The organism is Cupriavidus mimosae, assembly GCF_023952485.1.
Taxonomy (GTDB): Bacteria; Pseudomonadota; Gammaproteobacteria; order Burkholderiales; family Burkholderiaceae; genus Cupriavidus; species Cupriavidus taiwanensis_C.
The window spans coordinates 145,069-167,672 of sequence record NZ_JALHRY010000014.1 but is presented as its reverse complement, the minus strand read 5'-3'; the positions used below and the strand labels follow the sequence as shown (position 1 = coordinate 167,672).

19 protein-coding genes are annotated in these 22,604 nt (G+C 65.9%); 6 read left to right on the top strand and 13 right to left on the bottom strand.

Translation table 11 applies throughout. From position 1 onward, the window contains the following. The first annotated feature begins 123 nt into the window (after positions 1–123). Positions 124–1,164: a transcriptional regulator FtrA gene (ftrA, locus tag MKD50_RS23860; protein ID WP_336247204.1), complete on the top strand. Its 1,041-nt coding sequence runs from the start codon at positions 124–126 to the stop codon at positions 1,162–1,164. Positions 1,165–1,175: 11 nt separating this feature from the next. Here ftrA and MKD50_RS23855 read toward each other — a convergent pair whose 3' ends face one another. From MKD50_RS23855 to cyoA, 9 genes are all read right to left on the bottom strand, one after another. Continuing rightward, entirely contained in the window at positions 1,176–1,634 is a 459-nt protein-coding gene (locus tag MKD50_RS23855) for an Lrp/AsnC family transcriptional regulator (RefSeq protein WP_240074431.1), read from the bottom strand. 309 nt (positions 1,635–1,943) lie between these two features. After that, positions 1,944–2,735: a transporter substrate-binding domain-containing protein gene (locus tag MKD50_RS23850; protein WP_252668949.1), complete on the bottom strand. Its 792-nt coding sequence runs from the start codon at positions 2,733–2,735 to the stop codon at positions 1,944–1,946. A 124-nt stretch (positions 2,736–2,859) separates the two neighbouring features. Continuing rightward, positions 2,860–3,705 carry a MipA/OmpV family protein gene (locus MKD50_RS23845; protein ID WP_252668948.1) on the bottom strand — a complete coding sequence of 282 codons (846 nt, stop codon included), beginning with the start codon at positions 3,703–3,705 and terminating at the stop codon, positions 2,860–2,862. 154 nt (positions 3,706–3,859) lie between these two features. Next, entirely contained in the window at positions 3,860–4,093 is a 234-nt protein-coding gene (locus MKD50_RS23840) for a hypothetical protein (protein ID WP_252668947.1), read from the bottom strand. A gap of 28 nt (positions 4,094–4,121) precedes the next feature. Then, positions 4,122–5,828 carry a nitrite/sulfite reductase gene (locus MKD50_RS23835; protein WP_252668946.1) on the bottom strand — a complete coding sequence of 569 codons (1,707 nt, stop codon included), beginning with the start codon at positions 5,826–5,828 and terminating at the stop codon, positions 4,122–4,124. Between the two features lie 26 nt (positions 5,829–5,854). Next, positions 5,855–6,232 carry a cytochrome o ubiquinol oxidase subunit IV gene (gene cyoD / locus MKD50_RS23830; RefSeq protein WP_115706788.1) on the bottom strand — a complete coding sequence of 126 codons (378 nt, stop codon included), beginning with the start codon at positions 6,230–6,232 and terminating at the stop codon, positions 5,855–5,857. Then, on the bottom strand, positions 6,229–6,870 hold the full coding sequence (gene cyoC, locus MKD50_RS23825; RefSeq protein ID WP_252668945.1) for a cytochrome o ubiquinol oxidase subunit III: 642 nt from the start codon (positions 6,868–6,870) through the stop codon (positions 6,229–6,231). The genes cyoD and cyoC overlap by 4 nt, the downstream gene beginning before the upstream one ends. 3 nt (positions 6,871–6,873) lie before the next feature. Beyond that, positions 6,874–8,850 (bottom strand): cytochrome o ubiquinol oxidase subunit I, encoded by a 1,977-nt coding sequence (gene cyoB, locus MKD50_RS23820; protein WP_252668944.1) that lies wholly within the window; start codon positions 8,848–8,850, stop codon positions 6,874–6,876. Position 8,851: 1 nt separating this feature from the next. After that, a complete protein-coding gene (gene cyoA / locus MKD50_RS23815; protein WP_252668943.1) occupies positions 8,852–9,862 on the bottom strand; it encodes a ubiquinol oxidase subunit II in 1,011 nt (336 codons plus the stop codon). A 150-nt stretch (positions 9,863–10,012) separates the two neighbouring features. Between cyoA and MKD50_RS23810 the strand changes: the two genes are divergently transcribed. Next, the gene (locus MKD50_RS23810; protein WP_371925388.1) at positions 10,013–11,413 is read left to right on the top strand and encodes an aminotransferase-like domain-containing protein; all 1,401 of its coding nucleotides are present in this window, start codon (positions 10,013–10,015) and stop codon (positions 11,411–11,413) included. Here the strand turns inward: MKD50_RS23810 and MKD50_RS23805 are convergent. Further along, the gene (locus MKD50_RS23805) at positions 11,410–11,631 is read right to left on the bottom strand and encodes a DUF2798 domain-containing protein (RefSeq protein ID WP_115706793.1); all 222 of its coding nucleotides are present in this window, start codon (positions 11,629–11,631) and stop codon (positions 11,410–11,412) included. The genes MKD50_RS23810 and MKD50_RS23805 overlap by 4 nt on opposite strands. A 99-nt stretch (positions 11,632–11,730) precedes the next feature. Next, entirely contained in the window at positions 11,731–12,534 is an 804-nt protein-coding gene (locus MKD50_RS23800) for an SDR family NAD(P)-dependent oxidoreductase (RefSeq protein ID WP_252668942.1), read from the bottom strand. Between the two features lie 175 nt (positions 12,535–12,709). On the opposite strand from MKD50_RS23800, the gene MKD50_RS23795 reads away from it, so the two are divergent. Next, positions 12,710–13,660, top strand: a complete 951-nt coding sequence (locus MKD50_RS23795) for a GlxA family transcriptional regulator (protein ID WP_252668940.1) — start codon at positions 12,710–12,712, stop codon at positions 13,658–13,660. A 137-nt stretch (positions 13,661–13,797) separates the two neighbouring features. Beyond that, positions 13,798–15,921, top strand: coding sequence for a polyphosphate kinase 1 (ppk1, locus tag MKD50_RS23790; protein WP_252668938.1), 2,124 nt, complete (start codon positions 13,798–13,800; stop codon positions 15,919–15,921). 249 nt (positions 15,922–16,170) lie between these two features. On the opposite strand, the gene MKD50_RS23785 is transcribed toward ppk1, so the two are convergent. Together MKD50_RS23785 and pdxR are read right to left on the bottom strand one after the other, a co-directional pair. Continuing rightward, positions 16,171–17,604 (bottom strand): FAD-binding oxidoreductase, encoded by a 1,434-nt coding sequence (locus tag MKD50_RS23785; protein WP_252668936.1) that lies wholly within the window; start codon positions 17,602–17,604, stop codon positions 16,171–16,173. A gap of 133 nt (positions 17,605–17,737) precedes the next feature. Continuing rightward, positions 17,738–19,333, bottom strand: coding sequence for a MocR-like pyridoxine biosynthesis transcription factor PdxR (gene pdxR / locus MKD50_RS23780; protein WP_172582633.1), 1,596 nt, complete (start codon positions 19,331–19,333; stop codon positions 17,738–17,740). Between the two features lie 159 nt (positions 19,334–19,492). Here pdxR and MKD50_RS23775 point away from each other — a divergent pair, with 159 nt between their 5' ends. Together MKD50_RS23775 and MKD50_RS23770 are read left to right on the top strand one after the other, a co-directional pair. Next, positions 19,493–20,848, top strand: coding sequence for an ArgE/DapE family deacylase (locus tag MKD50_RS23775; protein WP_252668934.1), 1,356 nt, complete (start codon positions 19,493–19,495; stop codon positions 20,846–20,848). Positions 20,849–20,925: 77 nt separating this feature from the next. Continuing rightward, the gene (locus MKD50_RS23770; RefSeq protein WP_115706799.1) at positions 20,926–22,530 is read left to right on the top strand and encodes an ABC transporter substrate-binding protein; all 1,605 of its coding nucleotides are present in this window, start codon (positions 20,926–20,928) and stop codon (positions 22,528–22,530) included. The last annotated feature ends 74 nt before the right edge of the window (positions 22,531–22,604 follow it).

Here is a 22,604-nt window from a genome sequence, read left to right as displayed (position 1 = left end):
AATTTCCGTCTGGATCATGCCAAAGTGCGCCGCATAGTGATCCGCAGGGCCTGCGTGCGTCGGATACCCTCGCGGTGCGCTGCAACTGCCGCGTTTCAACGCTTGCGAGACGCGAGGCAGCTGATGCAAAATCCCGGCGAGATGGCATCAATACCTATTACTACCTGCATCGTGCCAAGGAAGGAAACGCAATCGGGCGCCAACGGGGGCCTTGTCGCGGTCGTCGTCTACGACGGCCTGAGCCTCTTCGAATTCGGCTGCGCCGTTGAAGTGTTCGGTATGCCCAGGCCGGAAATGGGGGAAGCTTGGTATCGCTTTGCGACCTGTTCGGCAGAGCTCGGGACGTTGCGCGGGCCGGGCGGCATTCAGGTCCAGGCTGACGGTGGCCTTGAACTTCTGGCGAAGGCGAAGACGATCATCATCCCGGGCTGGCGCGATATTGAAGCGGAAGTGCCAAGCGAGCTCTGCCGTGCCTTGCGAAAGGCGAACAAGCGGGGGGCGAGAATCATGTCGATCTGCACGGGTGCCTTTGTCCTGGCCGCCGCAGGATTGCTCGACGGCAAGCGCGCGACTACGCACTGGCGGCACGCGGCAATGCTAGCGGAGCGATATCCGGAAATCCGGGTAGAGGCAGATGTGCTCTACGTCGATGCCGACGATGTCCTGACGTCGGCCGGAAGTGCAGCGGGAATCGATTTGTGCCTGCACCTGATCCGCCGTGACTTTGGTCCGCGCGCAGCCAATCAGGTCGCGCGCCGACTCGTCATGCCGCCACACCGCGAAGGCGGCCAAGCGCAGTACATTGCCGAACCTGTCTCTAGACGCAGCAACGCCTCGCTGGCGCCTTTGGCTGACGCGGTGCGCACGACCTTGGACCAGGACTGGCCGATTGCCAGGATGGCAAGGCAAGCTGCAATGAGTGCCCGCACCTTCCAGCGGCACTTTGTCAGCATGATGGGAATGCCGCCCGGAGAGTGGTTGCTGATAGAACGCCTGAGCCGGGCGAGGGTGTTGCTCGAAGAGACCGATGCGTCCGTGGATGACATCGCGGTGCAAGTGGGGTTCGGCGCTGCAGCCACGTTGCGCAATCACTTCCGAAGCCGGTTTGGAACCAGTCCCGGATACTACAGGCGGCGTTTCAGCACCGCTGCGCTTCCGGGATGACCGGTGCCGGCTTACGCGTAATCCAGGGGTAGCGCAGTGGTGTACTTGATCTGTTCCATTGCAAAGCTGGAGCTGACATCGGCGAGCTCCGCGCCCTGGATCAGTTTCTTATAGACCCGATCATAGGCCGCGATATCTGGCACTACCACGCGCAGCAGGTAATCGGTGTCGCCCGCCATCCGGTAAAGCTCGGTCACCTCCGGGATCGATGCCACCAATCCATGGAACAGCTTGATCCATTTCAGGTTGTGCTGGCTGGTACGCACTGAGACAAAGACCGTGACCCCGGCATTCAACGCGTCTGCGTCGAGCAAGGCAACCCGCTTGCGAATAATGCCGGCCTCTTCCAGCTTTTGGATGCGGCGCCAGCAAGGTGTCGAGGTCAGGCCGACGCGGTCCCCGATTTCCGTTACGGGGACGGCGGCGTCGTCCTGCAGGATGGCAAGGATTTGTTTATCGTAGCGGTCCATGTCCATTAGCTGGCTGTGTCCGAGGCATGAGTAAAGTCCACGAGCACAGGATATGGAGCCGGGGTTCAACGGACTAGTGGTGCGAACGACAATTTGCGTTCATATCATGCCAAAGTGAGCCGCATGGACCGCGGCACGCCGATTCCACTGCCGCCACGCCCGGGTTGATCCCATCGTCGGACCACGGACTATGACAGCTGGAGCCTCAGCCCTGTGTCCGTGATCGGATGGAAAGCGCCTCAATAGCCGATCGCGAGTCTGTCGCGCCGGCCATCGGAGCTGCCAAATGGCAGGCCACGCTGCAAAATGCTACTTCCCCAGCCATACCGCACGGCGCGCATCGAACTCCCCGCCGGCCCTGGCCAGGTGCAGCCACTGGTCGACGTACCGCTTGAACACCTCGTCGCCATTCGGCAGCAGATAGCCCATCTCAGCGTACTGCAGCGGCTTGTCGGGATTGACCGCACACAGCTCGGGATGGGCCTTGCTCTGGACGATGGCTTCGGCGGCCTCGGTGACGAAGACGTCGGCGCGGCCCTGGATGACCTCGTCGAAAATCGTCAGGTTGTCCTTGTGCATGGTCAGCCTGGCCTGGGACAGGTGGGTGCGGGCGAAGCGCTCGTTGCTGCCACCGGGATTGGCGATCACGCGCACGCCGGGCCGGTTGATGGCCTCCACGTTCTGGAAGCGCTGCACGTTCTCGCAGCGCGTGATCGGTGTCTTGCCATTGACCATGTAGGGCGCGCTGAAATAGGCCTGCTTCTGGCGTTCCAGCGACACCGAGATGCCGCCGGCGCCGATATCGCACTTGCCGCCGACGAAGTCCGGCATCAGCGTGGCCCAGGTGGTCTTGACGAATTGCGGTTTGGCGCCGAGCGAACTGGCCAGCGACGTCATCAGGTCCACGTCGAGCCCTTCATACTGGCCTTCCGACTTCATGAAGCTGAAGGGTTTGTAGTCGCCCGGGGTGCAGACGCGCAGCACGCCCGATTGCGCGACGCGGGTCATGGTGGGTGACAGTCCGGCGGCCTGCGTGGCCGGCTGCGAGAACACCGGGGCGGCGCAGAGCAGGGCAACGGCGCTGACGATCGTCCTTGTCATTGGCATTTTCGTTTTTCTCTGTGTTGGGTTGGGGAAATGTGGCCACGGCGGCATGCGGAAATATATCGCATGCGCCTGCCCCGGCGCTGGTCTTGCGCCGATATGCCATGAGCCGGCCGCGGCCTTATTCCCGGCTTGGTACGTATGTCGACGACTGACCGAAGATCCAGCTCAGTGCCAGTCCGGCGGCCAGCGCGTCTTTCTGGCGCACCAGCGGGCTGTTCTCGAAGCTGGCGCCGTCGAGCCGGTCGTAGCGGACGAAGGCGCCGAACCAGACATGGCGAAAGCGCTTGGACAGCGAAGCCAGCGCCATGCTGCCGGAATAGCCACCCTGCGCGCTGTAGGCCGGACGTGCCGCGGTCGCGAATTGTTCTTCGACGGAGTAGAAATACTGGTTGTAGCGCGCGGTCGAGAACAGTGGCCCCGCCATCAGGCCCAGGTTCCAGCCGGGCAGGCCGCCGACGTTGGCAACGTCGAGGTTCAGGTTCGGCGAGAAGATCCAGCCGATCGCCTTGGGCGACGATTCGACGGTGATGGCCAGCCGTATGGGAAGCCGCAGATCGAGCCTGGTACGGTCCTCGGCGGAACGCCAAAGCGTCACTGCCAGCGAGGGCCCGATTTCCACGGCGGTCTTGAGATCCGGCATGCCGCGGCGGGTTTCATCCTGGCTGCTTTTGACCGGGAGCGAGATGCCGAGGCTGACATTGGCCTCGAGCCGGTCGCTATCGAACAGCTTGCCGCGCACTCCGTTGCGGTCCGCGCGCAGATGCTCGCCGCGGTAGACAAAGTAGGGCACCGGGAATAGCAGGTTGGCGCGTACATCCGAGCCTCGGTAGTGCGGCAGGGTGATGCCGCCGACGCCGAGCCCGGCTTCCCACAACGGCCGTTCGATGGCATCGAAATCCTGCGCCCCGCAGGCCGTTGCGAAGGCCGCGGCAAAGGCCGGCAGCGCGCGGTAGCGTTTGCGCAACCTCGTCTCTGGCAAGGCATGCCGTGATCGGCTGGCGCAATGCCCGGTTCGCATGGCGTGGCTCCGGAGAACTTTGGTGGAATTGCGGGGGAAAACCGAACAGGAGCAAAACTAGGCCAAGTATAACCAGAGTGGCTGGCTGCGCGGTTCCCGTTCAGCCTCGGTATTTCTCCCAAATCTCCCGCACGATCGGTTCCGGCGGCGGCGCCGGGGCGAAGCCGGCGACATTGGCGAACACGCCGGCAATGCGGCGCCTGAACGAATCGAGGTCCTCGGTCGGCCCCGGCGAGGCATTGGCGATATCGAGGATGGTGTGCAGCTGCTCGGCGGAGAGGCCGGCGATCGCACTCCATAGGTCTTCGGGGCTGGCACTGGGCAGGGCTAGCATCGGTCATCTCCTCGCGGGGGCAACAGGGCTAGCGCACCGCCGCGCCGCGCTTGCCGCCGTCCGGGTACACGGCCGCCTGGAACGGTTCCAGGCCGATCCGCGCGACCACGTCGACGAAGCGCTCGGCTTCGCTGTCGCGGTGCGCGAGGTAGGTGCCGATCAGCCGCTCGACCACGTCCGGCACCTGTTCCTGCGCGAACGACGGGCCGATGATGCGCCCGATCGCCGCGCCGCCGCCGCCGTCCTGGCTGTCGGCGCCGTTCTGCCGGCCGCCGAGGGTGACCTGGTACCAGGCCTCGCCGGCCTTGTCGACGCCGAGGATGCCGATATGGCCGACGTGGTGGTGCCCGCATGAGTTGATGCAGCCCGAGATATTCAGGTCGAGCTCGCCGATGTCATGCACGTGGTCGAGATCCTCGAACCGCTCCTGGATCGCCTGCGCCAGCGGAATCGACACCGCATTGGCGAGCGAGCAGAAGTCACCGCCAGGGCAGGCGATGATATTGGTGATCCTGCCGACATTGGGCGTGGCGAGGCCCGCCGCATCCAGCGCGCGCCACAGCGCGGGCAGGCCGCTGCGCCGCACGTCGGCGAGGATCAGGTTCTGCTCGTGCGAGACGCGCAGCTCGCCAAAGCCGTGGCGCTCGGCGAGGTCGGCCATCAGCTCCATCTGGTCGGCGGTCATGTCGCCTGGCGCGCGGCCGGTTGCCTTGAGCGAAGCGGTCACCGCGGCGTAGCCCGCTACGCGGTGCGCATGGACGTTGCTGCGCAGCCAGAGCCGGAACGCGCGGTCGGTTTGCGCGAGCCGGGCGCTTTGATCGGCATCGTGTGCCGCGGCGGGGTCATAAGGCGGCACGGTGAAGCGCGCCGCCACCGACGCGACGAAGTCTTCGGTGACGGTATCCGGGCCGCCCCGGATGCGCTGCCACTGCTCGGCAACCTGTTCGCGGAAGACCTCGGGGCTGAGGTCCTTCACCAGGATCTTGATGCGCGCCTTGTACTTGTTGTCGCGCCTGCCATGCAGGTTGTAGACGCGCAGCGTGGCCTGCAGGTAGGTCAGCAGGTCCTGCCAGGCCACGAAGGGATTGATCAGCTTGCCGACCATGGGCGTGCGCCCCATGCCGCCGCCGACCCACACGCGGAAGCCGACCTGGCCATCTTCCTCGACCGCCTGCAGCCCGATGTCGTGCACGCCGACCGCGGCCCGGTCGGTGGTGGCGCCGCTGATCGCGATCTTGAACTTGCGGGGCAGGTAGGCGAACTCGGGGTGCAGCATCGACCATTGCCGCACGATCTCGCACCATACCAGCGGGTTCACCAGCTCGTCGGGCGCGATGCCGGCGAAGTGGTCGGTGGTGGTGTTGCGGATGCAGTTGCCGCTGGTCTGGATGGCGTGCATTTGCACGGTGGCGAGTTCCGCGAGGATGGCGGGGGCGTCTTCCAGGCGCGGCCAGTTGAACTGCAGGTTCTGCCGCGTGCTGAAGTGCCCGTAGCCACGGTCCCAGCGGCGCGCGATCTCGGCGAGCTTGCGCAGCTGCGTCGACGACAGCATGCCGTAGGGGATGGCCACGCGCAGCATTGGCGCATGGCGCTGGATATACAGCCCGTTCTGCAGCCGCAGCACGCGAAACTCTTCCTCGTCGAGCTCGCCGTCCAGAAAGCGGCGGGTCTGGTCGGTGAACTGCACGACCCGTTCGTCGACCAGCCTCTGGTCGATCTCGTCATAGACATACATGGTGAAGGTCTCCTCGCGCCCGAGCGCTAGTCTTTGGCCCGTGCCCGTTCGATCGACATGTCGGTCGGCATCATGTTGAGGTCGGCGTTGTGCATCACCCACAGCGAGCCGGCCACGACGATCACGATCAGGAAGCCGGTGCAGGCAAAGATGGCGGTATTGCCGCGTTGCCCGGGACCGGTGCCCAGGTGCAGGAAGTACACCAGCTGCACCAGCAGTTGCGCGACGCAGAGGCCGACCACCAGCGTGATCGCGGCGTGGCTCTGCAAGGCGCCGGTCATCACCGTGGCAAACGACGCCACGGTCAGCGCGGCGGACAGCAGCAGGCCGACGGTGTAGCTGCGCACGCTGCCGTGGATGGCGTGCTCGCCGGGATGGACCGGGTGCAAATGGGATGGCTTCATGCGAACTCCCGCAGGTAGACGAAGGTAAACACGCAGATCCAGACCAGGTCCAAGAAGTGCCAGAACAGGCTCAGGCACGCCAGCCGGCGGCGCACGATGTCATCGAGGCCGAAACGCCGGATCTGATGGATCATCACGGCGAGCCAGCACAGGCCGGCGGTGACGTGCAGGCCGTGGGTGCCGACCAGCGTGAAGAACGCCGACAGGTAGGCGCTTACGCCCGGGCCGGCGCCCTGGTGCAGCAGGTGGGCGAACTCGTAGACCTCCATGGCGACGAACACGGCGCCCAGCACGAAGGTGGCCGCCAGCCAGCGGATCAAGCGCGGCGCGGCATTCGCGTCCTGCCGCAGCATGGCCAGGCCGAAGGTGTAGCTGCTGAGCAGCAGCACCATGGTCTCGGCGAACACGAACGGCAGCTCGAACAGCTGCTGCCCGCCGGGCCCGCCCGCCGTGTTGCCCGACAGCACGCCGAAGGTGGCGAACAGCACCGCGAAGATCAGGCAGTCGCTCATCAGGTAGAGCCAGAAGCCCAGCGTGGTATGCGCGCCGGCATCATGATGGCCGTGGTCGGCGTGTGCGGTCGCGTGGGCGGCGTCCGGGCCCGGCTGGTGCAGGGTAGGGGATAGCGTCGGGTTCATGGCTCAGGCAGCTTGCTGCAGTTGGGCGTAGCGGGCGCGCTCGATGCGCTCGACTTCGGCGGCCGGCACGTAGTAGTCGACATCGCGGTCGTAGCTGCGCAGCACGAAGGTGGCGATCGCGCCAACCAGCCCGGCCACGGCGACCAGCCACATGTGCCAGACCAGCGCGAAGCAGGACACCAGCCCGAACACCGACACCAGGAAGCCGGCCGCGGTGGGGCGTGGCATGTGGATGTCCTCGTAGCGGGCCGGCTGGCGCCATGCGCGGCCGGCTTCCTTGTCGTCCCAGTGCTGTTCCAGCGAGGTGATGTGCGGCACCTTGGCGAAGTTGTAGAACGGCGCCGGCGATGCCGTCGACCATTCCAGGCTGCGGCCGTCCCACGGGTCGCCGGTCAGGTCCCGGTTGTGCTTGCGGTCGCGGATGCTGACGGCCAGCTGCACCATCATCGCCAGGATGCCGGCGCCGATGACGAAGGCGCCGATCATCGCCACCACCAGGTAGGGATGCCAGTCGACGTTGGCGTAGTGGTTCATCCGGCGGGTCATGCCCTTGAAGCCCAGTACGTAGAGCGGCATGAAGGCCAGGAAGAAGCCGGTCAGCCAGCACCAGAACGACACCTTGCCCCAGAACTCGTTGAGCTTGAAGCCGAATACCTTGGGGAACCAGAAGCTGATCGCCGCCAGGCAGCCGAACAGCACGCCGCCGATGATGACGTTATGGAAGTGGGCCACCAGGAACAGGCTGTTGTGCAGCACGAAGTCGGCGCCCGGCACCGCCAGCAGCACGCCGGTCATGCCGCCGACCGCGAACGTCACCATGAAGCCGATGGTCCACATGGTCGAGGTATGGAAGCGGATCCGGCCGCGGTACATGGTGAACAGCCAGTTGAACAGCTTCACGCCGGTGGGGATCGAGATGATCGACGTCATGATGCCGAAGAAGGCATTGACGTTGGCGCCCGAGCCCATGGTGAAGAAGTGGTGCAGCCAGACGAAGAACGACAGCACGCCGATCGACGAGGTCGCATAGACCATCGACTTGTAGCCGAACAGCGGCTTGCGCGAGAACGTGGCGATGATTTCCGAAAACGCGCCGAACGCGGGCAGGATCAGCACATAGACCTCGGGGTGGCCCCAGATCCAGATCAGGTTCACGTACATCATGGCGTTGCCGCCCAGCTCGTTGGTGAAGAAATGCATGCCGAGGTAGCGGTCGGCGGTGAGCAGGGCCAGCGTGGCGGTCAGCACCGGGAAGATGGCGACGATCAGGATGTTGGTGATCAGCGCGGTCCAGGTGAACACCGGCATCTTCATCAGCGTCAGGCCCGGCGCGCGCATGCGCAGGATGGTGACGATGAAGTTGATGCCGGTCAGCGTGGTGCCGAGCCCGGATATCTGCAACGACCAGATGTAGTAGTCGACGCCGACGGTCGGGCTGTAGCCCAGCCCGGACAACGGCGGGTAGGCCACCCAGCCGGTCGCGGCGAAGTCGCCGACGAACATCGACAGCATCACCAGCACCGCGCCCATGGCCGACAGCCAGAAGCTGAGCGAGTTGACGAACGGAAAGGCCACGTCGCGCGCGCCGATCTGCAGCGGCACGATCACGTTCATCAGCCCCACCACCAGCGGGGTGGCGACGTAGAAGATCATGATCACGCCGTGCGCGGTGAAGATCTGGTCGTAGTGGTGAGGCGGCAGGTAACCCGCTGCGTCGCCGTAGGCGATGGCCTGCTGCGTGCGCATCAGGATCGCGTCGGCAAAGCCGCGCAGCAGCATGACCAGGGCCAGGATGATGTACATCACCCCGACCTTCTTGTGGTCGACCGAGCAGATCCATTCGGTCCACAGGTATTTCCACTTGCGGTAGCGGGTGATGGCGGCGAGCAGCGCGGCGCCCAGCACGATCACCACGGCCAGCGTCCCCATGATGATCGGCTCGTGGTAGGGGATGGCCTCGAGGTTCAGTTTTCCTAGCATGTCATTGCTCCATGCGGCCGGGCAGCGCCGAGGGGACGCGCTGGAAGGCCTGCAGAGATTCAGGAGTGTCCGCGCGGCACACCGCGCCGTAGGCCTGCATGTACTTGTCGACCACCTGGTCGAACAGCTTCGGCGTCACCGATGCGTACAGCGTGACCGGATCCTTGTTGCTGGGCTGCTCCAGCGCGCGATAGGTGTTGGCATCGAGCGCCTGGCCCGAAGCGCGGGCCTTGCCGATCCACGCGTCGAAGTCCTCGCGCGAGGTCGCCAGGGTCTTGAAATGCATGTCCGAGAAGCCCGCGCCGCTGTAGGCCGCGGACTGGCCGAGGTAGACGCCCGGCGTGTCGGCGATCAGGTGCAGGCGGGTCTGCATGCCCGCCATGGTGTAGACCATGCTGCCAAGCTGCGGAATGAAGAAGGCATTCATCATCGATTCCGCGGTGAGTCGGAAGTTGACCGGCGTGCCGACCGGGATGGCCAGCTGGTTCACCGAGGCGACGCCGTACTCCGGATAGACGAACAGCCATTTCCAGTTCAGCGCGATGACGTCGACCTGCAGCGGCCTGACCTCGGATTCCAGCGGGCGGTACGGGTCGAGCTTGTGCGTCGAATCCCAGATCAGCACGGCCAGGCAGGCCACGATCACGCACGGGATGCCCCACACCACAATCTCGATCCTGGTCGAGTGCGACCATGTGGGCGCGTAGGTCGCGCGCGTGTTGCTTTCGCGGTAGCGCCACGCAAACCACAGCGTCAGGAAGATCACCGGGATCACGACCATCAGCATCACGACCAGCGATATCAGGATCAGCGATTTCTCCTGCGCGCCGATGCTGCCCCTGGGGTTGAGCAGTTCTAGGTTGCAGCCGCTGAGCAGGGCGCTCAGGCCGGCTGCGAGCAGCAAGACGCCGATCCGGTGCAGCCGGGTTGGCGATGCACTGTGGCGGGAGGGCGGGCGGGGCAGCGGGCCTTGTCGCTTCTGGTTTGCCGGCCCGGCGGTAGGTTTGAGCATGTCGGACACCTTGGTTACGGATTACCGAAGGCATCCGGCCACGCGCTCCGATTCAAGTGCTGCGTCAGCCCCGCGCGGGCGTGGCTTGTATGGATTCCTTCGGCAATGTCTGGCATGCTATTCGAAGACAAAGGCCATACATCGAGGAAAATTTTGGCGACAAGATCCATACAAGATGGCGCGATCACGGCCGGATGGGATCTGCGGATCACCACCTCCGGCGTCGCCCGCTACCTCCAGATCGTCGATTACATCGAGCAAGCCATCGGCGACGGCCGGCTCGTGGCCGGCGACCGCGTGCCGCCGCAGCGCAGCCTGGCGCAAACGCTGGGCGTGGATTTGACCACGGTGACGCGCGCCTATAACGAGGCCCGTCGGCGCCAGCTGATCGAAGCCCGCGGCGCGCTCGGCACCTTTATCGCCGCGCCGCGCGCGGAACTGGCGCGGGTGGTCGACATGAGCATGAACGTGCCGCCGCCGCCGGCGGGCGTGGATTTCCAGGACCTGTTGCGGCGTGGCCTGAACCAGGTCCTGCTGCGCAGCGACCCGCAGTTGCTGATGACCTATCAGCTTGGCGGCGGCAGTGCTGCGGACCGGTCGGCCGGCGCGCTTTGGCTGGCGCCGATGTTCGGGCCGGTCGACACCGCGCGGCTGGTGGTGTGTCCCGGCGCGCAGGCCGCGCTGGCCGCGGTGATCCTCAGCCGCACCCGGCCCGGCGAGGCAATCGTGACCGAGCCGCTGGCCTATCCCGGCATCCGCGCCGCGGCGGCGCAACTGGGCCGGCGCGTGGTGGTCGCGCCGTGCGACGCCGACGGGATGCTGCCCGACGCGCTCGCCGCGGCCCGCGCCGACGGCGCGACGCTGGCCTACCTCAACCCGACCGCGCAGAACCCCACCACCCACACCATGCCGGCCTCGCGCAGGGCCGAGCTGGCCAGCGCGGCCGAGCGCTGCGACATCGCGCTGCTCGAGGACGATCCCTACTGGCTGCTGACGCCGTCCGCACCGCCGCCGCTGGCGCGCTTTGCTCCCGCCCGCGCGTACTACGTCGCGACGCTGTCCAAGGCGCTGAGTCCGGGCTTGCGCACCGCCTATGTGCTGTTGCCCGAAGGCCGCGGCGGTGACGACCTGCTGGCGCCGCTACGCGCCTTTGCGCTGATGCCCGCGCCCATGACGGCGGCCCTGGCGACGCAATGGATCCATGACGGCTCGGCCATGCAGCTGCTCGAAGGTATCCGCGCCGAAGCGCTGGCGCGCTGCGCCCTGGCCAGCCGCTGGCTGAGCGGGATGGGCCAGTTGCCGCCCAGCGGCATCCACGTGTGGCACCGTCTTCCGTCCCACTGGTCCGCGCAGCAGCTGGCCAGCGCCGCGCTGGCGGAAGACCTGCGGGTCACGCCTTCCGATGTGTTCTGGGACGGCGCAGGCGCTCCCAATGCCATCCGGATTTCGCTGGGCGGCGTGGACGACCGGGCCCAGTTGGCGCACGCGCTGCGCAGGCTGGCGGCGCTGCTGGAGCGCGGACCGCGGCAGCATCCCATCACGATCGTCTAGCGGACCCAGCGCTCGACCCGCGCTTGCAGGCGCGGCCCGACCAGCAGGATGGCGGGGATCACGATCACATAGCCGACGCCCCAGGAACGCAGCCAGGTCAGCGCAAAGTCTTCGGTGAATCCCACATTGAGAGCGAGCAGGGCGAAAGAAATGATCCCCGTGGTCACCACGCCCATCGACAGCGCGAAGGCGATTTTCCGTTTCAGTTCTACGTTCATGGCGAAGTTCCTGTCATAAAAGTCCTGGGCGGCAGGTTTCCGCAGCCCGCGCGAGCGGCGCATATGGCTCGGCCCGGCGGGCGCTGCGGACGCGGACGATTACCGCGCAATGCCGTACCGCGAGGCCGGCTGCGAACGCGAAAGATTGGGCCCCAGCGCGGCGCGTGCCGCCTCGAAGGCCTGCCAGTCCCCGGCGTCAGGCAACGACGGCAGCGTGATCACCTCGCCCTGGTCCAGACCCGCCAGTGCCGCATCGACCAGGTCGTCGCCGTCCATCACCAGCGCTTGCGGCAGGTTCTCGACAGGCTGCCCGGCAACGTCCCAGAACGCCGTGCGGGTGGCCCCCGGCAGCACCGCCTGGACGCGCACGCCCTGGCCGGCAAGCTCATGCTGCAGCGACTGGGTAAACGCCAGCACAAAGGCCTTGGAGCCGCCGTACACGCCGTTCAGCACCTCGGGCGCGATCGCGACGATCGAGGCAATATTGATAATCGTGCCCTGGCCCCGCGCCACGAAGCCCGGGGCAGCGGCGTAGGTGAGGCGGGTCAGCGCCGTGACGTTGAGTTCGATCATCGCCTGCATGGTGTCTGCATCCGACTCCAGCAACGGCGACGCGCCACCGAAGCCCGCGTTGTTGACCAGCGTGGTGACGCTGGCGTCCGTCCTCAGGATGTTCTCGACATGGCGTAATTCGGCTGCCTGGCTCAGGTCAGCCGTGACGATTTCGACTGAGCGGCCGGTCTGGTCGGTGATGCGCCGCGCCAGTGCCTCGAGGCGGCTGCGGCTGCGTGCCACCAGGATCAGGTCATGGCCGCGGCGCGCGAGCCGATCCGCATAAATGGCCCCGATACCCGAAGAAGCCCCGGTGATCAGGGCAGTGCCAGCGTAGGTGTGGGTTGTCACGTTGAAGCTCCATAACAGTGGGAAGGCGGTGAGAAGTTCCGTGGCAGCCGGCGGTGCGTATCGCCGCTGCGTGCATCGAAGATTAGGTGCACAATGGCGATGGCAACAATGTCATAGATCCCACCTTTTATGCCATGGCGGGAAATGTGCCTGCCGCCGCCATCAGGAGTTCACCATGCACCATGTGGCTATTGCCCTCTATCCCGGCTTCCAGGCGCTGAACCTTGCGGTGTCGACGGTGCTCGAGTTCGCCAACCGAGCGCTTGGCGAGCCGCTGTATCGGGTTCACTTGCTGTCCGAGCATGGCGGCCCGGTGGCAAGTTCCGGGGGCTTTGCCGTCAGCACCGCACCCTTTGGCCGGCGTCGCTTCGATACCGTGCTGGTGGTGGGAGACAATGACGTCCTGCCTGCGCCGCCGGCGCTGGTGAAGTTCCTGCAGCGCGCGGCGCGCACTTCACGACGCATCGGCGCCACGTGTACCGGTGCCTTCACCCTGGCGGAGGCGGGCTTGCTGGCCGGCCGCCGTGCCACCACGCACTGGTATTACGCCGAGGAGTTGCGGCGCCGCTTCCCGGACGTCATCGTGGAGGAGGACCGCATCTTTATCATCGACGGTCCGGTGTGGACCTCGGCCGGGATGTCGGCCTGCATCGACCTGGCGCTGGCACTGGTGGAGAAGGACGCGGGCGCCGCCGTCGCGCGCGGCGTGGCCAAGAGCCTGGTTGTTTACCATCGCCGCGCCGGCGGCCAGTCGCAATTTTCGGCGCTGCTCGACCTGGAGCCGCGCTCCGATCGCATTCGTGGCGCGCTGGATTTCGCGCGGCAGAACCTGGGGCAGGACCTCTCGGTGGAGCAGCTGGCGAATGCCGCGCACCTCAGCGCCCGGCAGTTCTCGCGCGCATTCCGCGATGAAACCGGGCAGAGCCCGGCCAAAGCCGTGGAGCGCCTGCGCGTGGAGGCGGCGCGGCTGATGATGGAAAGCGGGCGCCACCCCATCGACGTGGTGGCCCGGGATACCGGTTTCGGCGATCCCGAGCGCATGCGGCGGGCCTTCCTGCGCGCCTTCGGGCAACCGCCGCAGGCGATCCGCCGCATGGCGCGGGGCGGTGCCTTGCAAACGGCTTAGCTGGTGTACCCGTCACATTGACCGGATATGGGTGTTCCGAGCCGAGGTGTTTTTCGCGAACGCCGGAAGCGGAATCGTGCCGGTATGCGCGATACGCCAGCTAGAATTTGAAAAGCAGTTTCTCTTGGCACGGGATCATGAGACACGAATCTGGCGGCATGCAGGACGAATCGCGGGATCCAAGCGGGCGCGACCCGGCGGACGCGGCCACCCTGGCCAACGGCAATGCGCGCTACATCAACCGCGAACTCAGCCAGCTGGAATTCTTTCACCGCGTGCTGCAGCAGGCGGCCGATCCCGCCATGCCGTTGCTCGAACGCCTGCGGGCCTTGTGCACCTTCAGCAGCAATCTCGACGAGTTCTACGAAATCCGCGTGGCGGGATTGAAGGAACAGTGCGCGCTGTCGTCGCCGGTGGTCGGCCCGGACGGGCTGACGCCGCAGGCCGTTTATGCCGCGCTCAACCAGCGGGCGCGCGAACTGGTCGATCAACAGTACCGGCTGTTCAATGACGTGCTGATTCCCGCCATGGCCCGGGAGCGGATCTGCTTCCTGCGGCGGCCATCGTGGAACGCGGTACAGCAAGACTGGATTCGCGAGTTTTTCTTTGCCGAGCTGATGCCGGTCCTGACGCCGATCCGGCTGGATCCGGCGCATCCGTTTCCGCGCGTGCTGAACAAGAGCCTGAACTTCGCCGTTGAGCTCGAAGGCAAAGATGCGTTCGGCCGCAGCTCCGGCAATGCCATCGTGCAGGCGCCCAGGGCGCTGCCGCGAGTGATCGCACTGCCAGCGGAGATCGCCGGATGCGAACACGGCTTCGTGTTCCTGTCCTCGATCCTGCATGCCCACGTCGGCGAGCTGTTCAGCGGCATGACGGTGCGCGGCTGCTACCAGTTCCGCGTCACGCGGAACAGCGAGCTGTTCGTCGACGAGGAAGAGGTCAAGAACCTGCGCGAGGCGCTGCAGGGCGAACTGCCGCACCGGCATCTTGGCGATGCGGTGCGGCTGGAAGTGGCCGACAATTGCCCCCGCGCCATGACGGCGTTCCTGCAGGAGCAGTTTGGCCTGGCGCCAGGCGAGGTATTCGCGGTCAATGGCCCGGTCAACCTGGTCCGCCTGATGCAGGTGCCGGACCAGGTCGACCGGCCGGAACTGAAATACCTGCCTTTCCGGCCGGGCTTGCCGAAGGCGCTGCGGGACCAGCCCGATATCTTCCGCGCCATGCGCGATGGCGACATCCTGCTGCACCATCCGTTCCAGTCGTTTGCGCCGGTGGTCGATTTCGTCAGGCAGGCGGCGCAGGATCCGGACGTGGTGGCGATCAGCCAGACGGTGTATCGGGCCGGGCACGACTCGGCGCTGTTGTCGTCGCTGATCGAGGCGGCGCGCAATGGCAAGGAGGTCACGGCCGTGGTGGAGCTGATGGCGCGCTTCGATGAAGAGGCCAACATCGGCTGGGCCGGGCAACTAGAGGAAGTGGGGGCGCATGTGGTCTATGGCGTGGTCGGCTTCAAGGCGCACGCCAAGATCCTGATGGTGGTGCGGCGCGAGGACGGACGGCTCAGGCGCTATGTGCATCTCGGCACCGGCAACTATCATCACGAGACCTCGCGCAGTTATACGGATTTCGGCTTGCTGACCTGCGATGAAGCGCTGACCCAGGACGTGGCTCAGGTCTTCAGCCAGCTGACCGGCCGCGGCCAGACGCAAAGCATGACCCATGTCTGGCAATCGCCGTTTACGCTGAAGCAGCAGCTGCTGGCGGCGATCCGGGGCGAGGCCGAACACGCCCGCGCCGGGCGCAAGGCGCGCATCATCGCCAAGATGAATGCGCTGCTGGAGCCCGAGCTGATCCAGGCGCTGTACGACGCGTCAGGCCAGGGCGTGCGCATCGACCTGATCGTCCGCGGCGCCTGCGCGCTGCGTCCGGGTGTCGCCGGACTGTCCGAGCACATCACGGTGAAATCGGTGATGGGCCGGTTTCTCGAGCACTCGCGCATTTTCTGCTTCCACGACGGCGGCGCCGACAAGGTCATGCTGTCGAGCGGGGAATGGATGGAACACAGCCTGTCGCGTCGCATCGAAATAAGTTTTCCGGTGCTCGATCCCCGCTTGAAGGAGCGGGTCCTTTCCGAGGGTCTGGAGCCGTACCTGTCCGACCGGCGCGAAGCGTGGATGATGACGCCTGAAGGAAACTATGCGCGCCCGCCCGTGCCGGACGGCGAGTCGGCGCAGCGTATGCTGCTGGCTGCACTGACCTGAGTGCGCCACCTGCCGCGTATCGCTCCCAGCCCCTGCAAAAGGAACGACCATGACCCTGACCCCAGCCATGGGTCAAGGCCGCCCCAAGGCACGACAGGCGAGGACCGCTGCCGCGTACACGACCTCGATGCTCGACGGCGGCCTGGTGCCGCACTTGCGTCTACAGCGAGGGTCGCCTGATGCGCGGGTCCGGGCGGCAGCGGCGCAGCGCTTCGGGCAGAGAGGCTGACCCATTCATGCGTCCTTGCTTCACCTTGGCAGTTGTTGGTCCACGTCGATGACCCGGCCCGGGCACAAGATAAGGTTGGGATCCAGTGACCGTTTGAGCGAGCGCATCAACTCCAGCGCCTCGGGCGCGCGCGAATGCCCAAGGAACGCCTTCTTGTGCGTGCCGATGCCATGCTCGGCGGAAATGCTGCCATCGAACTCTTGCACCTTGGGGTAGAGCACCTCGCTGATCTCATGCTCGGGAAAGTCCTCCGCCGTCGCGCCGGGAAGATAGACGCTGACATGCAGGTTGCTGTCGCCCACGTGGCCGAAGTTGACCAGTTCGGCATGCGGCCAGCGCGCCAGCACCGCCGCGCGCAGGCTCTCGGCGAAGCGGCCGATCTGGCCGATCGGTACGCTCACGTCGTAGGCCGCATTGGGCGCCCACATCACCGGGAACTCGGCGACGGCGTCGCGCAGCTTCCAGAAGCTCTCGGCTTCCTTTTCGCTGGTGGCAACGGCAGCGTCGGTGATCAGGCCGGCTTCCATCGCCGTTTCCAGCATCGATTCAAAGGCCGCGCCGTCCTGTTCGGCGTCGTTGCCCTGCAGGTCGACCAGCACATAGAACGGTGAGCCGGCGGGCAGCGGGTCGCGCACGCCCGGCACGCGCGTTGTCACCAGTTCATAGAAATCGGCCCACATCGCCTCGAAGGCCGATACACGCCCCGATAGACGGCGCTGCGCATGGCGCAGCAGCGCCACCACGTCTTCATAGCTACGCAGCGCGCATAGTGCGGTCTGGGTGCTGCCGGGCAGCGGCGCGAGACGCAGCACAGCGCGTGTAATGACGCCGAGCGTGCCTTCGCTGCCGATAAAGAGCTGGCGCAGATCGTAGCCGGCATTGTTCTTCTGCATCTTGTTGAGCGAGGTGACCACGGTGCCGTCAGCCAGCACCGCTTCCAGCCCGAGCACCTGCTCGCGCATCATGCCGTAGCGGATCACGCGGTTGCCGCCGGCGTTGGTGGCGATATTGCCGCCGATCTGGCAACTGCCGCGCGCGCCCAGGTCCACCGGAAACAGCCAGTCCGCCGCGCGCGCGGCGTCCTGCGCGGCCTGCAAGGTGGTGCCGGCCAGCACGGTCATGGTGCCGGCCTGCGCATCGATTTCTTCCACGCCGCGCATGCGCTCGAGCGACAGGACAAGTTCGTCGCCGGCAGGCGTGGCGGCGCCCGCCAGGCCGGTCAGGCCGCCCTGTGGCACCACCGGTTGCCGGTGGCGGTTGCAGATAGCCAGCACCGCCGACACCTCGGCCGTGCTGCGCGGCCGTGCCACCGCGACCGGCGGCTGCGGGTCCAGCGGTGCGTACCAGTCCTTGCGGAAGCGGGTTTCGATGGCATCGCCAACTTGCAGGCCGGCGGCATCGAGGACGCCGGCCAGTTCGGCCAGCAGGGCGGAGCGGTCTTGCACGGGAGCCATCGTGGGTCTTTCCGGTTAAGGGAGTCGGTGGGGCTGCGGGAGCGAAGGAGAGCGCCCAGGCGCAGCGAAGAATGCTAGGGCAAGGCAGTGCACGATGATAAGAGCCAATCGGCGCCGGCACGATGGCGCCATCTCACGCACCGCTCCACGCTTCGTTGTTGATGCGCGCGCTGAACTCGCGTGGCGGCTGACGCGTGCGGGCCAGATGCTCCAGGGCAGGCTCGATGACTTCGGCAAGCTTGTGGAAGGCGGGCCCGATATCGCCCTCCGGCACGCAGGCGTAGCCCAGCAGCAGCCCCTGCCGCGCGCGCTGCTCATCGCTGTAGTAGCGCGACAGCGGACGTGCTGACAGCCCCTGCGTGCGCGCCGCCATGCTGATGCCAAGATCGTCGGCGCCGGGCGGCAGGTGCATCACCAGGTGCAGCCCGGCCTCGTGCGTGGAGGTCGGCCAGTCCTGGCCGAAGCGCTTCGCAATGGCCTCGCGCAGCAGGCCCTGGCGCTGCGCATAGCGCTGGCGCATGCGGCGCAGGTGCGTGGCGTAATGGCCTTCCTCGATAAAGTCCGCGAGCACCGCCTGCTGCATCAGCTGACCCTCGCGGAACAGTTCCGACAGGCCGGTGGCGAAATGCGGCGCCAGCGGCTTGGGCAACACCATGAAGCCCATGCGCAGCCCGGGGAAAAGCGTCTTGGAGAAGGTGCCCATGTAGATCACCCGGTCGTGCTCGTCCAGGCCCTGCAGCGAAGCCAGCGGCCGCCCTTCGAAGCGGAACTCGCTGTCGTAGTCGTCCTCGACGATCCACGCGCCGCGCTGCCGCGCGTATTCCAGCAGCATGCGCCGCCGCGTCAGGCTCATCACCGTGCCGAGCGGGTACTGGTGCGAGGGCGTCGCGAAGATAAAGCGCGGCGGATCCTGCAGCCGCGCCGCGTCGGGCGCGATGCCTTCGTTATCCACCGGCACGGGAATTACGTCGACGCCCGCATTGGTCAGCAGGCTGCGCGTGCCCCAGTAGCCAGGGTCTTCCATCCACGCCTTGTCCCCCGGGTCGGCCAGCAGGCGCGCGATCAGGTCGATGGCCTGGTGGATGCCGGTGGTCAGGATGATCTGCTCGGGCTCGCAGCGCACCGCGCGCGCCAGCCGCAGGTGCTCGGCCAGCACGCGTCGCAACGGCATATAGCCGCCGTGGTGGGCATAGGTCAGCAATTCCGGGCGCGGGTTGCGCCAGTGCTTGTTCAGCAGCCGGGCCCAGGTCGCGTGCGGGAACAGCGAGACATCGGGCACGCCCGCCATGAAGGCGCCCCATTGCCGGTCAGACGCGCCGGCGTTGGACACGAGATGCATGCCGCGCCGCGACAGATCGAAGCGGTTTGAATTTTGCTGCACTGCGGGCACAGGCGTGGTGCCAATCCGGGCACCAGCCTTGTGCAATGCACTATGGTCGGGAAAAGTCTGTGAGACAAAGGTGCCACGTCCCGTCGATGCGGTGACATAGCCTTCCGCCAGCAACTGCTCATACGCGTACAGAACGGTATTGCGGGAAACCCCAATCTCGGTCGCGAGCAGCCGTGATGCCGGCAGCTTGCTGCCCGCGGAGATAGAGCCAGCAAGGATTTCCTGCCGAATCAGCTCATACAGCTGGCGGTTCATATGCGTCCCGTTGCGGTCCGCCTGCGTCCCCGCCGGACGCTCCAGCCGCTGCAGCAACAACTCGGACAGAATCGTTTCCTTCAAAGTGGCTCCAGCAAATATCGTGAATATGGACCTATGTATGGTACCAACGATCGTTTAATTTTCCATCCGTGGTCGGCGTCATCGCGGAGTTTTTGTGATTGGCGCCCGATGCGTTGGCTTTGCGTCCCCTTCATGCGTTCCCCCTCGCCAGGAGCTTTCATGTCAGGTCCCGATTCCCACACGGCCAGCCCGTGCTCCACACAGGCTGCGGTACCCACCACCGCTGAACTCTCGCAAGCCGTGCGCGCACTCCTGCCCTATATGGTCGAGACGCTGTCCGGTTTCGTGGCCGCCAAAAGCCCATCGGGCGAAGAGCAGCCCGCGGCGGACTTCATCGAAGGCGCGCTGGCAGAACTGGGCCTGGCTTCCGAGCGCATCGCGCTGCGCACCGAGGACATCCGCCACCTGCCGATGTATTCGCCTGCGTGCTGCCCGGATGGCGGCCGCTACAACCTGCTGGCGACGCACCGGCCCAGCCGCACGGGTGGGCGCTCGGTGTTGTTCAACGGCCATCTCGACGTGGTGCCGACCGGTCCGGAATCGATGTGGAGCCAGTCGCCGTTCGCGCCGGTGGTGAAGGACGGCTGGCTCTACGGCCGCGGCGCCGGCGACATGAAGGGCGGCATCGTATGCGCGCTGGCCGCGTTCAAGGCGCTGGCCAGCCTGGGCCTGCAGCCGGCCGGGGCGGTCGGCTTCAATGCGGTGCTGGAAGAAGAGAACACCGGCAATGGCGCGCTTGCCACCGTGGCGGCGCTGCGCAGCGCGGTCGGTGCCGGCAAGCTGGCGTCCTTCGACACCGTGATCATTCCCGAGCCGCTGGGCGAGAGCCTGATGAGCGCGCAGGTCGGCGTGTTCTGGATGTTCATCGAGCTGACCGGCAAGCCGGCGCATGCGGCCTACATGACCAGCGGCGTCAACCCGGTCGAGGCCGGCATCGCGGTGATGGAAGACCTGCGCCAGCTGGAGGCGGAATGGAACCGCCCGGAACACCGGCCGGCTGCGTACCGCGACCACGCCCACCCGATCAACTTCAATCTCGGCCAGATCCAGGGCGGCGAGTGGAACTCGTCGGTGCCATGCACCTGCACGCTGGGCGTGCGCATCGGCTTCTTCCCCAATATGGATATCGACGAGGCCAAGGCCACGGTGGCCGCGCGCATCCGCGCGACGGTGGAACGCCTGGCCAGCAATCTCGAACTGCGCATCCGCTATGAAGGCTTCCACGCGCCCGGCTGCGAATTCGATCTCGACGTGCCCAGCATGCAGGCGCTGGGCGAAGCGCACCGCAAGGTCAATGGCACGCCGATCCGCCGCGAGGCGACCACGGCAACCACCGATGCCCGGCACTTTCGCATCGGCCTGGACACGCCGGTGACCTGCTACGGGCCCGAGGCCCGCAATATCCACGGCATCGACGAATCGGTGTCGCTGGAAAGCATGGTGCGAGTGACCACGACGCTGGCCCAGTTCCTGCTGGACTGGTGCGGCGTGGAACCGGCCGGCGACGCGGCCTGAAGAAGCCGCGCGCAAGCACAACCGGTGCTGCCATCCCGAAGCCATCACCAAAAACGAGCCAACTGAGGAACTGCCCGATGAACCGATTCACGATGCGACTGACCAAGAGCGTGCTGTCGATGGCCTTTGCCGCCGCCGGCCTCTCGCTGCTGCCGCTGGCGCTGCCCACTGGCCATGCCGTGGCCCAGACCAAGGGCGGAACGCTGTCCGGTATCGTCCAGCCCGAGCCGCCGATCCTGGTGAGCGCGATGAACTCGCAGGCGCCGACCCAGTATGTCGCCGGCAAGATCTACCAGGGCCTGCTGACCTACAGCCCCGACCTGAAGCCGCAACCGGAACTGGCCAAGTCGTGGACCGTCTCGCCGGACGGCCTGACCTACACCTTCGAGCTGCAGAAGGGCGTGAAGTGGCATGACGGCAAGCCCTTCACCTCGGCCGACGTGGTGTTCTCGATTGACAAGATGCTGCGCGACGTGCACGTGCGCACGCGCGCGGTCATCAACAAGTACATGGCGTCGATCCGCGCGGTCAACGACAGCACCGTGGAGATCAAGCTCAAGGAGCCGTTCCCGCCGTTCATCTCGATGTTCGAGACCGGCACCATGCCGATGATGCCCAAGCACATCTACGACGGCACCGACTACCGCAACAACCCGGCCAACCAGAAGCCGGTCGGCACCGGACCCTTCATGTTCAAGGAGTGGAAGAAGGGCGCCTATATCAAGCTGGCGAAGAACCCCAACTACTGGAAGGCGGGCAAGCCCTACCTGGATGAGCTGGTGTTCTACGTGATCCCGGATTCCGCTTCGCGCGCCGTGGCCTTCGAGAAGGGCGACGTGCAAGTGCTGCGCGGCGGCGATGTCGACAACGTCGACGTCAAGCGCCTGCGCGCGCTGCCCAACGTGGAGTACACCACCAGGGGCTGGGAAATGTTCTCGCCGATGGCCAGCATGCTGCTCAACGAGCGCAAGCCGCCGTTCGACAACGTGAAGGTGCGCCAGGCGGTGATGCACGTGCTCAACCGCAAGATGATCGTCAACAACATCTTCTTCGGCATGGGCAAGCCGGCGGTCAGCCCGTTCTCGTCGACCACGCTGTTCTTCGACAAAAACATGCCCGAGTACGACTTCAACCTGAAGAAGGCGCGCGAGCTGGTCAAGGCGTCGGGCGTGGACGTGGGCAAGTACCCGGTCAAGATCCTGTCGACCTCGTACGGCGCCAACTGGGACCGCCTGGACGAGTACGTCAAGCAGATGCTCGAGCAGCTCGGCTTCAAGGTCAGCATCGAGTCGGCCGATGCCGGCACCTGGTCGGCACGCGTCAGCAACTGGGAATTCGACCTGACCACCACCTACACCTACCAGTACGGCGATCCCGCGCTGGGCGTCGAGCGGCTCTACGTGACGCGCAATATCGTCAAGGGCACGCCGTTCGCCAACGTGCAGGGCTACAGCAACCCGAAGGCGGATGAGCTTTGGGCCAAGGCCGGCTCGACCATGGACATCGCGGAGCGCCAGAAGCTGTACAGCGAGCTGCAGAAGATCCTGGTTACCGACGTGGCCAATGCCAACCTGTTCGAGGTGGAGTTCCCCACGCTGTACCGCAAGCATGTCAAGAACCTCGTGACCACCGCGATCGGCCTGAACGAGTCCTTCGATAACGTCTCGATCGAGAAGAACTGAGCGAGACCGGAGCCGATGCCCGCGCCTGAGCCGCCGCGGGCAGCAGCCCTGAAGCCTGAAATCCGCTGCCATCG